At 42.6% G+C, this 15,741-nt stretch carries 16 protein-coding genes; 9 read left to right on the top strand and 7 right to left on the bottom strand.

The genetic code is table 11. The annotated features are described in order from the left end of the window. The first annotated feature begins 116 nt into the window (after positions 1-116). From radC to Xsze_RS03975, 7 genes are all read left to right on the top strand, one after another. Positions 117-809: a RadC family protein gene (gene radC, locus Xsze_RS04010; RefSeq protein ID WP_051462461.1), complete on the top strand. Its 693-nt coding sequence runs from the start codon at positions 117-119 to the stop codon at positions 807-809. Between the two features lie 245 nt (positions 810-1,054). Continuing rightward, complete coding sequence (gene rpmB / locus Xsze_RS04000; protein ID WP_038239873.1) at positions 1,055-1,291, top strand: 50S ribosomal protein L28; 237 nt, start codon at positions 1,055-1,057, stop codon at positions 1,289-1,291. Between the two features lie 11 nt (positions 1,292-1,302). Beyond that, complete coding sequence (gene rpmG / locus Xsze_RS03995; RefSeq protein WP_010847629.1) at positions 1,303-1,470, top strand: 50S ribosomal protein L33; 168 nt, start codon at positions 1,303-1,305, stop codon at positions 1,468-1,470. 169 nt (positions 1,471-1,639) lie between these two features. Next, on the top strand, positions 1,640-2,758 hold the full coding sequence (locus Xsze_RS03990; RefSeq protein ID WP_038239876.1) for a glycosyltransferase family 4 protein: 1,119 nt from the start codon (positions 1,640-1,642) through the stop codon (positions 2,756-2,758). 218 nt (positions 2,759-2,976) lie between these two features. Then, complete coding sequence (locus tag Xsze_RS03985; RefSeq protein WP_038239879.1) at positions 2,977-3,966, top strand: glycosyltransferase family 9 protein; 990 nt, start codon at positions 2,977-2,979, stop codon at positions 3,964-3,966. Between the two features lie 16 nt (positions 3,967-3,982). After that, positions 3,983-5,086 carry a glycosyltransferase family 4 protein gene (locus Xsze_RS03980; protein ID WP_038240095.1) on the top strand — a complete coding sequence of 368 codons (1,104 nt, stop codon included), beginning with the start codon at positions 3,983-3,985 and terminating at the stop codon, positions 5,084-5,086. After that, positions 5,086-6,264 (top strand): glycosyltransferase family 4 protein, encoded by a 1,179-nt coding sequence (locus Xsze_RS03975; protein WP_038239881.1) that lies wholly within the window; start codon positions 5,086-5,088, stop codon positions 6,262-6,264. The genes Xsze_RS03980 and Xsze_RS03975 overlap by 1 nt, the downstream gene beginning before the upstream one ends. Before the next feature lie 81 nt (positions 6,265-6,345). Here Xsze_RS03975 and rfaL read toward each other — a convergent pair whose 3' ends face one another. Further along, complete coding sequence (gene rfaL / locus Xsze_RS03970; protein WP_038240099.1) at positions 6,346-7,590, bottom strand: O-antigen ligase RfaL; 1,245 nt, start codon at positions 7,588-7,590, stop codon at positions 6,346-6,348. 115 nt (positions 7,591-7,705) lie between these two features. Between rfaL and mutM the strand changes: the two genes are divergently transcribed. Continuing rightward, positions 7,706-8,515 carry a bifunctional DNA-formamidopyrimidine glycosylase/DNA-(apurinic or apyrimidinic site) lyase gene (gene mutM, locus Xsze_RS03965; protein WP_038240101.1) on the top strand — a complete coding sequence of 270 codons (810 nt, stop codon included), beginning with the start codon at positions 7,706-7,708 and terminating at the stop codon, positions 8,513-8,515. 64 nt (positions 8,516-8,579) lie between these two features. On the opposite strand, the gene coaD is transcribed toward mutM, so the two are convergent. The 6 genes from coaD to rfaQ form a co-directional block, all read right to left on the bottom strand. After that, the gene (gene coaD, locus Xsze_RS03960; RefSeq protein ID WP_038239883.1) at positions 8,580-9,065 is read right to left on the bottom strand and encodes a pantetheine-phosphate adenylyltransferase; all 486 of its coding nucleotides are present in this window, start codon (positions 9,063-9,065) and stop codon (positions 8,580-8,582) included. 1 nt (position 9,066) lies between these two features. Next, entirely contained in the window at positions 9,067-9,837 is a 771-nt protein-coding gene (locus Xsze_RS03955; RefSeq protein ID WP_038239885.1) for a glycosyltransferase family 2 protein, read from the bottom strand. Then, positions 9,837-11,114, bottom strand: a complete 1,278-nt coding sequence (gene waaA, locus Xsze_RS03950; RefSeq protein WP_038239887.1) for a lipid IV(A) 3-deoxy-D-manno-octulosonic acid transferase — start codon at positions 11,112-11,114, stop codon at positions 9,837-9,839. The genes Xsze_RS03955 and waaA overlap by 1 nt, the downstream gene beginning before the upstream one ends. 102 nt (positions 11,115-11,216) lie before the next feature. Next, positions 11,217-12,320, bottom strand: a complete 1,104-nt coding sequence (locus Xsze_RS03945; RefSeq protein ID WP_038239889.1) for a glycosyltransferase — start codon at positions 12,318-12,320, stop codon at positions 11,217-11,219. Further along, positions 12,320-13,447 carry a glycosyltransferase family 4 protein gene (locus tag Xsze_RS03940; protein ID WP_038239891.1) on the bottom strand — a complete coding sequence of 376 codons (1,128 nt, stop codon included), beginning with the start codon at positions 13,445-13,447 and terminating at the stop codon, positions 12,320-12,322. Before Xsze_RS03940 ends, Xsze_RS03945 begins: the two co-directional genes overlap by 1 nt. After that, entirely contained in the window at positions 13,447-14,514 is a 1,068-nt protein-coding gene (gene rfaQ, locus Xsze_RS03935) for a putative lipopolysaccharide heptosyltransferase III (RefSeq protein ID WP_038239893.1), read from the bottom strand. Before rfaQ ends, Xsze_RS03940 begins: the two co-directional genes overlap by 1 nt. A gap of 200 nt (positions 14,515-14,714) precedes the next feature. On the opposite strand from rfaQ, the gene Xsze_RS03930 reads away from it, so the two are divergent. Then, the gene (locus tag Xsze_RS03930; RefSeq protein WP_038239895.1) at positions 14,715-15,677 is read left to right on the top strand and encodes a polysaccharide deacetylase family protein; all 963 of its coding nucleotides are present in this window, start codon (positions 14,715-14,717) and stop codon (positions 15,675-15,677) included. Positions 15,678-15,741 lie beyond the last annotated feature (64 nt).

Here is a 15,741-nt window from a genome sequence, read left to right as displayed (position 1 = left end):
CGATGATTTTTTCATCATGGGATAGTGATTTGCAAATATCAGGTTGATGGCTTGCATCGTGATGATTCATGCAGGCGGACTAGGCTGTCAGGCGCAGGATAGAAAGGGGAGGGGATATGGAGATTACAGCAATGGAAGGAAATGACGGGCTACATATAAATCTTGCTCCTCGGGAGAAGTTATTGGCCTATGGTGCTGTATCCCTGACGGATGCTGAATTATTGGCCATATTTTTACGAACGGGGACGCGGGGAGTTCCTGTTGTGCAAATGGCAGAGCATTTGTTGGCGTCTTTTGGCTCACTTTACTATTTGTTATCTGCGGATTATGCCGATTTTTGTGCGCATAAAGGGATGGGGGTATGCAAATATGTTCAGTTGCAGGCAGTCTCTGAACTGGCGAAGCGTTTTTTCTCCAGCCAGTTTATCCATGAGGATATCATGAGCAGCCCTACCATGACCCAGAATTATTTGCAGGATTTGCTGTCCTGGCAAGACAGGGAAGTATTTGTCGTACTGTTTTTGACGAACCAGAATAAGGTTATCTGCCATGATGAAATGTTTAAGGGGACAATAAATAAAGTTGAAGTTCATCCTCGTGAAATAGTGAAGCAGGCAGTGAAAGTCAATGCAGCGTCAATTATTCTTGCCCACAATCATCCTTCCGGTAACCCTGAACCCAGTCTGGCTGATAAATTAGTGACCGAAAAAATTATTGAGGTTTGTGAGTTGGTTGGTGTTAAGGTTTTGGATCATATCGTCATTGGTAAACAAAGCTGTGTTTCATTTCTGGAAAGGGGTTGGATTTAATACGATTTTTTCACGATCCCATCAGATCTTAGCTGTTCGGGACTTGAGCATCGGCGAATGAGGGCGTATACTACGCCACCTTTGAGGATCTTGGGTTTGGCGAGAAGAGCCTATCTCAGTAATTTTTTATTGAGGAAAAGTGTATCTTTTTAGCAAAGAAAATTTGCTGAGATGGGCTCCTAAGCCTGACGAGGCGGCCATACTCAATACAAAGCTCGAGCTGATTTGATTTTTGGAGAATAGACATGTCCCGAGTCTGCCAAGTTACCGGCAAGCGCCCGGTGAGTGGTAACAACCGCTCCCACGCATTAAATGCGACTAAGCGTCGTTTTCTGCCTAACCTGCACTCTCACCGTTTCTGGGTTGAGTCTGAGAAACGCTTTGTAACTCTGCGTGTATCTGCTAAAGGTATGCGTGTGATTGACAAAAAGGGTATCGACACAGTTCTTGCTGAACTGCGTGCCCGTGGTGAGAAGTACTAAGGAGCTGAAAAATGGCTAAAGGTATTCGCGATAAAATCAAGCTAGTTTCTTCTGCTGGTACAGGTCATTTCTATACCACTACGAAGAACAAGCGTACTATGCCAGAAAAACTGGAAATGAAAAAATTCGATCCAGTTGTTCGCCAGCATGTAATGTACAAAGAAGCTAAAATTAAATAATTTTAGTGGATTAGAAAAAACCCAGCTTAATGCTGGGTTTTTTTATATCTGAAATTCATGAAGCACATGTATTAATTAGTTTTATAAATAAGGTTATGCGTGGACCTCATTCGAGGTTCAGTTATACTAACGCCTTTTCGAATATTAACGTCAGGCGCAATTCTGAAAAATGGTTAGAAACACCTTAAATATCTTACACACAGAATCATCATGTGGCTGGGGAGGGCAGGAAATCCGTATCCTGACTGAATCTCAGGGCATGATACAACGTGGTCATCATGTGGTTATCGTGTGTTGCCCAACCTCAACGCTTTATCGCGAAGCTCATCGTTATGGTGTGCCTGTTGTCGCACTCCCAATTGAAAAAAAACGCTTTTCCTGCCTGAAGGCAATGCGTAGCTGGCTAAAATCGGAAGGCCGTCAATTTGATGTGATCAATACCCATAGTTCTACGGATTCTTGGCTCGTGGCTGCGGCATGTGCCACATTAAAAGGCATGCCGGCCATAGTCCGAACCCGCCATGTTTCAACGAATGTTTCGAAATCCCTGGCGACTCGCTGGCTATATCTGAACGCCAGCCAGCATATTGTGACAACCGGGGAAAAATTGCGCCAATATTTACATACAAACAATTCTTATCCCCTCTCTCACATGACTTCAGTACCGACTGGCATCGATTTGACGCGGTTTCGCCCAGAAGACAAGTACCAGAGCCGCCAGCGTATCGGGATCGAAAATAAACCAACGATTGGTATTGTGGCGACAATGAGAACCTGGAAAGGCCATCGTTATTTGCTGGATAGCTGGAAGATCCTTCATCAGCGTTATCCCGATTGGCAATTGTTGTTTGTGGGAGACGGTCCTCAACGAAAAAATTTAGAGCCGAGAGTTCAGCAGGAAGGGCTTGCAGACAGTGTTATTTTCCTCGGTAACCGTCAGGATGTTCCGGATTGTTTGAATGCGATGGATATTTTTGCGCTGCCTTCATTTGGTAACGAAGGTGTGCCACAGGGTATTATGCAAGCAATGTCATGCGGCTTGCCTGTGGTATCAACTTCTGTGGGTGCAATTACCGAAGCTGTCATTGACGGAGAGACAGGGTATATTGTTTCCCCCCAGAATGTTGAGCAATTAACAGAGAAATTAGATTTGTTGATGAGTCATGCTGAGTTACGTTCTCAAATGGGAAATGCATCATTAAATCGAGCTACTCACTTATTTGGCATGAACAACATGCTGGAAAAAATGGAATCAATTTTTCATCAATGCATAGAAAACAAAAGATAATTATTTTGTGATTCCATATAAGTCAGATTTTTGTTAGATAATGGTATTTTTTATTTAAATACAATGGGTTATTTTTTTATTGATACTCGCTTTATCTATTGATAAATAGAATATTGAGTTGTTTTATTCAGTCGTTTTATTTAGTAGTTTTATTGAGTGGTTTTATTGTATAGTGCCAAAAGGCCAATTACAGAGTTGATAAGCTAATATTCATTATCATGCAGCCTAAAAATATTTTAATCATTAATATAGCCCGTTTTGGCGATACTCTGCTTGTGACGCCGGTTATTCGCGCATTGAAAGAAAAGTGGCCAGACGCAAATATTGATGTTTTGGCACATAAGAAAACTAAAGAAATCCTTGAAAACATCGACTCCATTAATCAATTGAAAGCATTTTCAAAAGGAAAAGCTAAATGGAGTGGATGGTTTTCCCGCCGGAACTATGATTTGGCATTGATATATGGCCATGATGATGCCTTGTGGAATTATGCCAAACGCAAGGCAAAGGTGACGGTTCACTTTTCTGATACCTCTGGCGTGAAATCCAATGAATATATCGTGGCCAAACCCCGAGAGCTGATGCAGGCGCAGCAGGAGCGCGCATTATTAATTAATGTGCTTGGGATCGAAGTGAATGACTGGCGTTTACACTATTGTGTGAGCCGGCATGAAGAGGAATATGCTGTAGATTTTCTGCGCCAGCATGGGCTTGAGCAACGATTGATAATTGGTTTTCAGTTACAAAGTTTCCCGGCCAAAGCCTATCGTGATTGGCCGGTCGAACATTTTGATGAGCTGGCTCAGCGTATTTATCGTGATTATCCCCATGCGCATATTTTGTTGCTGGGCAGTAAAGAGGGTGAAGGCAGTGCACAAATGCTGGCTGACAAGCTGGGATTAAACAGGTGCACTCCATTGGCAGGCAGAACGACAATGCGACAGAATGCCGCGATTATGAAGCAGCTTCATTTATATGTTGGGGTGGATACAGGGCCAACCCATCTGGCTGGCGCGTTAGGAATTCCAATGGTTGCGTTGTATCACAGCTTTCATCCGGGACGTTTTCTGGCTCCTCAGCAACATCCTAAACTGGCGGTCATTGAGCATCCAGTAGATTACAAGCAGGCAACTCGTCAGGATGCCATGTCAGCAATATCGGTAGAGCAAGTTTGGACGGCTGTTCAGCGTTTACTGAAAGATAAATAAAAAGGCCATGAATAAAATGAAAATAGGATTTATTGATGTTACCGTCACCATGTCTTACGGAGGCATTCAAACCGCAGTTTGGGAGCTGGCCAAGGCATTGACTGATGCGGGGCATGAAATCCATATTTTTGGTGGAACAGGTGATGTTCGGCCAGCATTGGGGGAGCGGAATATTCATGTCCATACGTTTCCGTTTGTCCCCAGAGAACGGGTGCTTAATCTCGGCCGTCGTTTTCAGCGCATCGTTGAACGCTACTCTTTTGCCCGTCATGCCCGTGAAAGAGTGATTGCCGAAAACTTCGATTGGGTGATTCTGACCAAGCCTTTCGATTTTTTTTGGCCCAGAATGATGCCTGAAACATCCCGTACTCAATTTTGCTATATGAGTGGGGGAACCAGTTTTTTCAAAGGCGATCGTGTATTAAGCAAAAAAATATCTGCATGGGTTGCATGCAGCCACTTCAATGCCTGGCAAATCCAGCATCATTTTAAGCAGTTTCCCAACATCATCTATAATGGTGTAGATATCGATAAATTTAAATTAACGCATTCTGATATCCGCACTCGTTTAGGAATGAGTGAAGAGACGTTCCTGCTGACATTTGCGGGGCGATTGGTGGGTTGGAAAGGGATGAAGGTCGCCATTGATGCAATGGCTTTATTGCGGGACAAAGATGTAAAGCTATTGATCATCGGTGCGGGCGAAGATTTGACATTGCTTGAAAACAGAGTTTCAGATTTGCAACTGGGAAAATCTGTTATTTTTCATGATTCTGTTAGTCATGATCAATTGCCTGAGTTTTACGCTGCGGGAGATGCCGGTATTTTCCCCAGTATTGGCGATGAAGCATTTGGTATTACCATTGCTGAAGCCATGGCGTGTGAACGTCCGGTTATTGCCAGTTATATTGGTGGGATACCTGAAGTTGTGGGTAATGAAAACCATTCGGGTATCTTGGTGACGCCCGGTGATGCTACGGCTATTGCCGATGCAGTCAATCATCTGATGTCTTTGCCGGATAGAGGAAAAGGCATGGGTAAAAATGCTCGTCAGAGAATTGAAATGATGTATACCTGGGAACATTCTGCGAATCGTTTACTGAGCGCCATTAAAAAATAATGAAAATTGCGTACATAGACCCTTATCCGGTACCAGATTACCGAGTTGCATCACTGCAAATTTTGCAGAATGTTGATGCTTTTGCTCGTCAGGGGCACAGTATCTGTCTGATTACGCCAGAAGGTAACAATCAAGTTGAAGAGATTATTGGCAGATCATTGCCACCTTTGGTGGAATTAATTGCACTACACAATATCCGTAGAAAATGGTATTTCCCGCTAAATACCCAGAAATTGTTTTATTTACAGGTTTCTCGCTGGCTTAAAGAACATCAGGTTGATGCTGTTTTCACCCGCAATATTAAAATGGCGAATTATCTGTTGTGTAAGCACCCTGAAATTCCTCATTTTTTCGAAAGTCATGAAGTATTTTCTCAGTCATTCAAAGAATCCCATGACTTGCTAAAACGTAGAAACCAGCGCAAATACCAAAAGCTGAAAAAAATTGAACAGCAAGTTTATCATTCCTCTAAGGTTGTTTTTGCTCTGACGTCTTTGTTACGGGATGACATCTATCAGGAATACGGTATCAAAACCCCTATCGTGGTTGCACCTGACGGTGTTGATATGCTGGCCGTTGAAGCCGCGAAATCGTCTCATTCCGTTAGTCAGCATGAACATGATGCTCCGGTTCAGGTGCTTTATTTAGGCAGTTTGCATCGTTGGAAAGGTGTTCCTACTGTCATGAAGGCCATGTCTTATCTTGATAACGCGACATTGAACATTGCAGGGGGCAAACCTGAACAAGTTGAACGATTGCAGGCCATGGCAGAACAAATGGGAGTGAGCCATAAGGTGAACTTCCTTGGTTTTGTTCAACCGAATAATCGATTCCGGATAATCGCTGATAATGATATCTGCGTGTTGCCATTGATGAAAACAAGTATCGGCAGTCGCTATACATCGCCTCTCAAGCTTTTTGAATATATGGCCATGGGAAAACCCGTGGTTATTTCTGATTTTCCTTCCATTCGTGATGCCGTTGATGAGAAGGCGGTTAATTTTGCCAATAGTGAAGATGCCGAGAGTTTCGCAGAACAAATTCGTTGGTTGATGGATAATCCCACTGAAATGATGGCAAAAATTGATTGCTCACAGAAACTGGTTAAAGAGCGTTTTAACTGGGACCAGCGTGCCAATTTGATTATGAAAGTGATAGCAGAAACGTTATCTCAATAATTTTCTCACTGAAATGCGCAAAATATAAAACCCAGCCCAAAATAATGCGTTTTTGATAGGCTGGGAATTAACTTGATTAGCTTAACTTTTCTCGTGATCTTTCTTATGGCATAACGCAATCATTAGACCAAATAAGAGGCCTAATTCATTGATATAGGCATTTTCAAAAGCCCCCCTGACAATGAAAATGCCGATAAAAGCCGCTAAAAGTATCAGGCCTGCTTGCCGGGTAACACCACGGTGTTGGTGGATAATGCAGTTACCTGCCACTAATCCTGAAATTGTCATCAGTAACGTTGTGATTAAACCAATCACACCCGCAGAAAACCAAAGAGATAAAAAGATATTATGTGGGCCAATAGAGGTCCTGAATGTCCACCCAGGATAGTCATTGACACGGCTGTTGTAGACTTGATGATACACCTTATTGCCGAAGCCGTACCCTTTTATGGGGTTTTCCATGATTAAGGACCATGCAGAGCCTTGGGTGCCATTGTTATAACGATGAGAGCTATCTGTCTGGGTGAGTTTATGGAGCAGTAATTTGGTTTCAGGGTTGTATGCGGCTGACCAATGTGTCACACCAACCAATAGCCCCAGGCAGAGTGTAGCGGCCATGGTGAGTTTCCATTCCCGGTTAATGATAATAATAAAGACTGTCACAACGGCAATGGCTACCCACGCTCCGCGGGAAAGTGTACCGAGCAATAAAAACAGGCTGATTGCAGAGGCTATAACCAGCAATAACCAACTCATTAAAGAGTGTTTTTTCCATAAGGCCCAGGTACATAACAACACCGGAAAATAAAAAATAAACCCATAGGAAAATTCACGGTGATTGTAATTTGTAAACGGTTTTTCCCCTGTTGCATAATAACTGACGATATATTTCGCAATATCTGTCAATGAGATAGCAACCATACCGATAATAAAGGCCACCAGAATCATCTTGGCGATGTTCTCTCTACTTTCTTGGTAGAGCACAATGGGTAAAGCGAAGCTGAATAACAGTAATCCATTTAAGATAGGCTTGTTCATTTCTTTAAAACTCAAGGCAGGGTCTATTGAAATCCCAATGGAATAGAACATTGCCATAACGAACAATAAAATGCATAAAAACAGGTGGTTACATAGAGATTTTGTGACTTGGTGAAAATCTTTTGTTAAATAATACAATGCGGTTATGCAGATCAAAATCATGACCAGGTTTTTATATCTTGTGATATCTGGCAGATAAACAAGAATAATGTATAGCCCAGTAATGGATAAATTCCATAAGGACTGTTTGCTGTCATTTGTATTAAATTTATTTCTTATATTAAGCATAGTGATTAATCTATTTTCAGCTATCCCAATTAAATCTGGCTGCAAATGATACATGAAAACGGTATTGTTATCTGCTCATATAAAATATCGCAGAGAATTTATTCGAGGAGCCGGTATGCCGGAATTGCCAGAGGTAGAAACCAGCCGCAGGGGAATTGAACCTCATTTGGTTGGTAATATTATTCAATATGCTGAAGTCAGAAATTCACGGTTGCGCTGGCCTGTTTCTGAGCAAATCATGGCACTTTCGGACAAGCCAGTGATTAGCGTTCAAAGGCGGGCTAAGTATTTACTGCTTGAGCTGACTGAAGGGTGGATTATTATTCATTTGGGGATGTCCGGGAGTTTGCGTATTTTGTCGAACGAGCTTCCTCCCGGAAAGCATGATCATATTGATTTGGTGATGGCTGATGGTAAAGTTTTACGCTACACAGATCCCCGACGCTTTGGCGCATGGTTATGGAGTGACAATCTTGATGAATGTTCCGTTCTGTCACATTTAGGCCCCGAACCGCTTTCGGATCTGTTTGATGGTGAATATCTTTATACGCTTTCTCGCAATAAAAAAATGCGGGTGAAACCTTGGTTGATGGATAATAAAGTTGTCGTTGGCGTTGGCAATATTTATGCTAATGAAGCCTTGTTTGTTGCTCATATCTTGCCAGAGCGGCCGGTGCATACACTGACACAGCAAGAAGCGCATTTATTGGCCAGCACGATTAAACAGATTTTGTGCCGCTCTATTGAGCAAGGCGGAACGACATTGAAAGATTTCCTGCAATCAGATGGCAAACCGGGATATTTTGCTCAGGAGCTGTTTGTATACGGCAAAAAAGGCGAATGTTGCCCGGTATGCGGCGAGAAAATTGAGTGTGTGAAGTTAGGGCAACGCAGTACATTTTTTTGTCGCCAATGCCAGTATTGAGTGTGTATTTGGGGGCCGATGGCATTGGCCCTCATTGTTTCTGGCGCTTCTGGAGGTTATCGAGTTAATTCTTGCCTAATTTCTGTCGCATTGCCTGTATAACCGGCTCAGGCAGGAATGATGAAATATCGCCATCATGGCGGGCAACATCCTTGATTAAAGATGAAGAAACGAAAGAAAGATCTTGGGAAGGCAATAGAAAAACACTTTCTAACTCTGGCATAAAATGCCGGTTCATATTGGCGAGTTGCCATTCATATTCAAAATCAGCAAAAGAACGTACACCGCGAATTAAGATAGTGGCCTGCTGTTTCTTTGCAAAATTCACCATGAGTTCGCAGAACCCAATAACGTCGACATTATCCAGATGAGCCGTGACTTCCTTTGCCAGGGCGACCCGCTCTTCTAAATTGAACATGGGATTTTTTCTTTCGCTGTTGGCGATCGCCAGTACAACATGGTCAAACATATTTGCGGCACGCGTCACGATATCAAGATGACCATAAGTAATGGGATCAAAAGTGCCGGGGTAAATTGCTTTTCTCTTCATCTTATTTACTCTTTTTTTGAGTTAATTCCCAAAGCGCAGCATATTTATTGAAGGTATATTGTGCATTCACAATAGCTAAGAGCAGCCCTTGTTTTCCATCAAGAAACCCTACTCTCAACAGCCAGGTTTTGAAAAATGCGCCCAGCATATGGCTGAAAATTGAAAAGTAATGGGTTTTTTTGCCTTGTTCATGGCGATGCTTTGCCCAATCCCTTGCGTAGTTGAGTTGCTTTTGTTGGAATTCCATCAGGCTGCGGCAGGTTAAATGTCGTAAGTTTCCTTTGAGAGTCACGACAGAAGCCGCTTGAGTATCAAGGGATTCATGAACTTGATTGTCGTTGTACTGATAACGCTCACGACAATAAAGACGAATAACTCTGTCAGGATACCAGCCACTGTGTTTCATGAATTTCCCCATAAACAAATTAAGGCGGGCACAGCGATAGACTTTATTATCGTCAGGGTTGTCCAAAACTTGTTCAATGGCGAATTTGAGTTCAGGCGTGACACGTTCATCGGTATCAATCATGAAAATATAGTCACCACTGGCGTAGGATTGTGCAAGTTGCCGCTGGCGGCCAAAGCCGGGCCAATGTGCATTCGTGTAGACTTTGGCTCCCATTTCACTGGCAATACGGCACGTTTCATCAGTACTTCCTGAATCCAAGACGATGATTTCATCAGCCCAGCCGACAGAAAGCAGGCAATCTGCAATCAAGTCAGCGGCATTTTTGGCAATCATGACAACGGATAGGCGTTTTCTTGCACTCATCAGTGGCTCCGTGGCGGAAGGTAGGGCTCCAAAAGTTTCAGTAAGCGCTGAAGCGCCCCTTGATTCTCATGCAGGACTTCAGCCGCATGGTGACCGTAATAGCGGCAATAGTCTTCATCTTTCAGCAAGCTACTGATCGCTGAGCTTAAGGATTGGCTGTCCGTGACGGTAATCAGCCCATCGGCTTTATCCAGCTTGGCACAGATATCCTTAAAGTTGAATGTATGTGGTCCCATAATGACGGGGATAGCATGGGCTGCGGCTTCCAAAGGATTGTGTCCGCCACGTTCAATCAGACTCCCCCCGACAAAAGCTATATCAGCAATGCCATAGAGAAGCATCAATTCTCCCATTGTATCACCAACAACGACTTGAACATGCGGTTCAGGGATCGTGCCGGAACTGCGTAATACTGCATTCAAACCTGCTTTTTGTGTTAGTTCCAGCGCTTTTCCGAAGCGTTCTGGATGGCGGGGCACGAGAATTAACAAGAGGTCAGGAAATTGTTGCAGCAGTTTGCAATGTGCATCCAGAATAATGGTTTCTTCACCATCATGAGTGCTGGTTGCAATCCATACTGGGCGGTGGGGAGCCCATTGGCGGCGCAATGTCACCGCCTTGGCCGCCAGCTCTGGTGTAACAGAAATATCGAATTTAAGGCTGCCAGTTACAGAGAGTTGGGCTCGTCTTAATCCCAGTTCGATAAAACGTTCTCCGTCTTCCTGATTTTGCGCTGCAATCAGTGTTATCTTATTGAGAATCGTTTTAATAAAGCTGCTGATCTTCTGATATCCGGCGGCAGAACGGGCTGATAATCTTGCATTGGCGATGACCAAGGGGATTTCTCGCTGGTGCAATTGCGTAATCAGATTTGGCCATAACTCAGTTTCCATAATGATCACCAATTTCGGATTGACGTGATCCAAAAAACGGCTCATGGAACCGGGTAGGTCATAAGGAAGATAGACGTGATTAACATCATTGCCCAGTGCAGACAGGACTCTTTCAGAGCCTGTCGGTGTCATGGTTGTTATCGTAATGGGCAAAGCAGGATAATGATGCCGTAAGATCCGCACTAACGGAATGGCGGCCAGTGTTTCTCCGACAGAAACAGAATGAAGTAATATTCCTCCCGGAGTGACTTTCTTGGCGCAGAAACCATAGCGCTCTCCCCAGCGTTTGCGATAGGCAGGGGATTTACGGCTGCGCAGCAACAGACGTAACCAGATGACTGGTTGGATAAGGTAGAGAAGTACCTGATATAAACGAAGCAACATTCTATCAAATTCACTGACATAGACTGCGGGTATAGTACCACATTGGCTTGAAGAAAGTGTGCAAAATGCGGCTCCGTTTATCTATAGACAAGTACTGAGCGGCTATTTTTCTATTAATTCAATATATTGTTTCTGTATATGGTGCGTTTCAAACTTGTCATACATCTGATTTGTGATTTGTGGTGGCTTCTCGTAAACGAGCTGCATTTTTTCAGCCAAAGCATCTTCATTGAGTTCGGACAGGTAATTTTCCAATTCTCCGGTCATTATTTCTCTGACACCACCGGGACAGTCTGTGCTGATGACAGGAACGTGACAAATTAATGCCTCAATTAAGACGGTTGGTAAACCTTCACTGTCTGAACTGATAGCAACGGCTTTTGCTCCCTTGATAATCGGATGGGGGTTAGAGTGAAAGCCTGCCAGAATGACTTTATCCTCAAGGCCATGTTCATGGATTTTGTCTTTAAGATAATCCTCCATCTTTTTAGAACCTTGTCCTACGATGAGCAATTTACATGGAATATTGGCCTTGGCAAAGGCACTGATTAGCCTATCCTGGCGCTTAACCTGATGAAAACGGCCAACATGCAGGATGTAATCCATGCTGTGGTAAGGGTTTTTTTCTGATGCTTTTTGTCGTATTTGTTCAAAATTAAAGGGATTGTAGATAGTTTTGATATGTTGCGGCTGTATACCAATATTGTTTAATAAGTCGTTGCCAACCGCGTTGGAAACACAAATCAGTTTCCTATTTTTATACGTTTTCTTGATTTTTTCTTTTTTCACCCAACGGGAAAGGCCACTTTTATTGCTCAAGTATGATTGGGAAAAAATTCCGTGAATACAATGCCATACATTGCAATCTTTTAGTGATTTTGCTTTTGCGACAATACGGTCAGTTTTATGCAAACTAGAAATGACCAGAGCGGGTTTACCTTTCTGTTGAAACAATTTCAACAAAACTTTATCCATTGCTTTCGCTCTGCGATTTATTTCACAGAGTCTTCTGAACGGCCCTTTGTAGTCATCCGAGCTAACGATGTAATTAACACCTTCTGGTATGGTGTAATCTAACTGAGTATTGAGTGAAAATAATGAAATTTGATAGTTTGATTGATTTAAACCCGCCGCAAGTCGGAGGGTAACATTTTCCGCTCCCCCGCCAGGTAATCCATCAATAATAAAAAGAATATGTTCTTTCACTATGCTAAAACTCGTTGATAAAGCTCAATTAACTGTTTGGATAAATGAGTAGGCGTCGCTGCCATTATCTGATTTCTGGCTGCAACAGACATATCTGTTCCAAATACATTATTAGGGATCCCCTGTACCGCATCTCTTATTGTACTGATATCAAGTGCGTCGCAGACGAAGCCATTTTTCCCTTCAGTGATGAATTCTGCTCCACCGCATGTGGTACTGGTAATGACCGGCAGTCCGCATGCCATCGCTTCCAGAACTACATTGGGAAATGGATCATAGAGTGTTGGCAATAGTAATCCATCAGACAATTGATAGAAGGGGAGTGTGTTTTTTTGTAGCCCCATAAATCTGATGCGATGAATACAACCTAACGCATTGGCTATTTCCTGATATTTTTTTTGTTCTTTGTCTTTGCCGATAACCAGAAGATAGCTATCTGTTTTCGCTATGGCTTGAATAGCCGCAGACAGCCCTTTGCGTTCAAACCCTGAACCAACATAAACCAGACATTTGGCTGTTGCAGGGATCTGATATTGTTGCCTGAGCTGTAAACGGGATTGTTCATCAGCAGGAAAAAACTTTGTGCTATCAATGGCATTATATATCACGGCAATTTTATCTTCGGCCAAGCCGAACTCGTCGATAATTTCTTTTTTTACCATTTCTGCGTTACAGATCACTTTCTTTAAGGCAGGGTCTGCATACATTTCTGCTTCGGCATCCATGACATAACGATGATACCGATCATTCAGCAGCCATTTTGCTTTCCATTTTGGCAAGATACGTGTGCGCTGATGCAGCCAGCTTTTATGAACACCGTCACCGGCACGATAAATATCGCAGCCAGCAATGCGCTCATGGCTTTGAACTAAATCAAATTGTTCCTTTTTCCATATTTTTTGCGCTGATTTGGCAAAGCCACTTTCACGACTGATGCGCCCAAATTTGAAAGGGTTGCAGAGATGGATATGCCAATTCGGATTATTTGTACCCTGCCAAGAGCGTGTAATGACATTGAGCTCAAGCTGTTCGCTTTCCAGCGCTTCTAAAGCCCGTGAGATAAAACGTTCAGCCCCTCCATCCGGGCGGTACTTTTGACGGACAATTGCTAAACGTAATGGCTTCATTAAATATATTTCCTTGCTGCTGCAATGACCGCATCTACTGGTATCAGGTCTAAATAACGTTCATTTGTATGAGTTTTTATATCGTCTGGATGTGGGATATTGCCATAATCACCGGCCCAAATCACTTCTCCAATAGATTGCCAGGGTTTCCAAAACGTGAGTTTGGAGGGACCGAATAACGCTAAGCAAGGTGTTTTTAGTGCCGCAGCCATATGCATGGGGACTGAATCTACACCAATAAATAGTTTGGCATGATCAATCAATGCTGCAAGTTTAGGTAATGTTAAATTTCCTGCCAGAGAAATCATATTTTTTTTATCATCAGCACAATACGATAAGATAGTTTCTACCATTTCCCGTTCCCTTTGATCAGGTCCGGAAGTGATAATAATGGAATGCCCATCTGCTTGTAATGAAGTGATCACCTCTGCCATTTTCTTTTCATCCCAACATTTGAAAAACCATCGAGAAGTCGGTTGAATCATAACATATTGCGCTGAGAAATGGTGTCTGGTAAGAGTTTCCTTTACCCATTGCAAGTCGCTGTTGCTATAACTCATTGTGACTTTTGTAATATATGATGTGAAATTCAGTGGGGTCAGGATAGAAAGGTTTTGCTCTACGATATGCAAGGAATCGTGGTCATCGGTGGGAATAACATCGGTATGGAAAAAGCGCCATTTCCAATTTTTCCTTTTCGGATAATCCAATGCCAGACGCATAGGCGCTCCTGTAAAGCGCGTGATAAAGGCACTCCTCCATTGATCAGCAAGATTAATCACTAAATCATAGTGTTGTTGCCGCAACGTTTTTAATAACTTCCATTCATGTGATAGTTTTTTCTTTGAACTCAACTTCTTCCATTCGCGGTCAATCGAAAAAATACGGGAGATTTCAGCTGAATTTTCCAACATGGGAGAGGTTTCTTTGTAAAGAAGAACATCAATTTTTGCCTCTGGATAATAATGGTGCAGGGTACTAATAACCGGTGTGATAAGGAGAATATCACCATGATGTTGTAGTTTTATCACCAGAATGCGTTTGATTTCATTGTTTTTTTTAGTCATGAGTCGTGTTCTTCTGAAGCCCGGTGTTATATGGTGAAATTAAGTCATATGAAAATTATAGCGTGTTACCTTTAACTGTATTATTAAGCCGATGATTAACGGCATTGATCCCAATTATATTCCTGGGATTCTCTCATTGCGCTACATGTTTGCTATGCGTACCATTGGGATTATTGTTATCACATTTTGGTAAATTATTAATGTCATTACCTGCTTTTATTATCACGATTGACACAGAAGGTGATGATCTGTGGCAAAACAACGAGCATATCTCAACGAAAAACATACAGTTTCTGCCAAGGTTTCAGAATCTGTGTGAGCGCTTTGGCTTCAAACCAGTCTGGTTGACCAACTATGAAATGGTAATGGATGATAGTTATATCGAATTTGCCAAAGATGTTATTGCCCGGAATACCGGTGAGATAGGTATGCATTTACATGCTTGGAACAGCCCTCCGGTTATTCCTTTGACCAAAGATGACATGCGCAATAAGCCTTATCTGATTGAATACCCAAAAGAGCAGGTGAAAGCAAAAATTGATGTTATGACTCATCTGTTGGAAGAGAAACTGCAAACTAAAATGCTGAGTCACCGTGCAGGCCGTTGGGCATTCAATGAGTACTATGCTCAACTATTGATTGAGTATGGCTACCAAGTGGATTGCTCTGTTACGCCAAAAATCGATTGGAGCCTGACGAAAGGTAACCCTGACGGGAATGGTGGAACAGACTATAGCTGCTTTCCTGAGCATGCGTATTTTATGGATTTGCAGAATATCGCTAAAGAGGGAGATTCTTCCTTATTGCAAGTACCAATGAGTATTCAGTATAAGCACTCGCCAATGATGAATTTTATCAAACAAAAATATGATCAGTTGAGAGGAAAACAACGTTCGGCCTCGGTCAATTGGTTACGCCCAAAAGGCGGAAATTTGCAGCAGATGAAATCTGTTGTTCAACAAACTCTAGCGAATGGCAGTGATTATGTTGAGTTTATGCTACATTCCTCGGAGTTTATGCCAGGCGGAAGCCCGACTTTCCAGAATGAAGCGCAAATAGAGCAGTTGTATCAAGACTTGGAAGGGTTATTTGAGTTTTTGAAACCGAAAACTCAGGGAATGACATTGGCGGAGTATTATCAGTTGAAAATGTCATCAAGATAAGTCAGGTGATTTTTTTGATAGTGAAAAATTCTGTATTAGGGTAATGGTGAATGTAAATTATTAT

This window comes from Xenorhabdus szentirmaii DSM 16338, from assembly GCF_002632585.1.
GTDB classification, from domain to species: Bacteria; Pseudomonadota; Gammaproteobacteria; order Enterobacterales; family Enterobacteriaceae; genus Xenorhabdus; species Xenorhabdus szentirmaii.
Note: the sequence above shows the minus strand (reverse complement) of the source record. Positions and strands in the feature narration are given on the sequence as shown.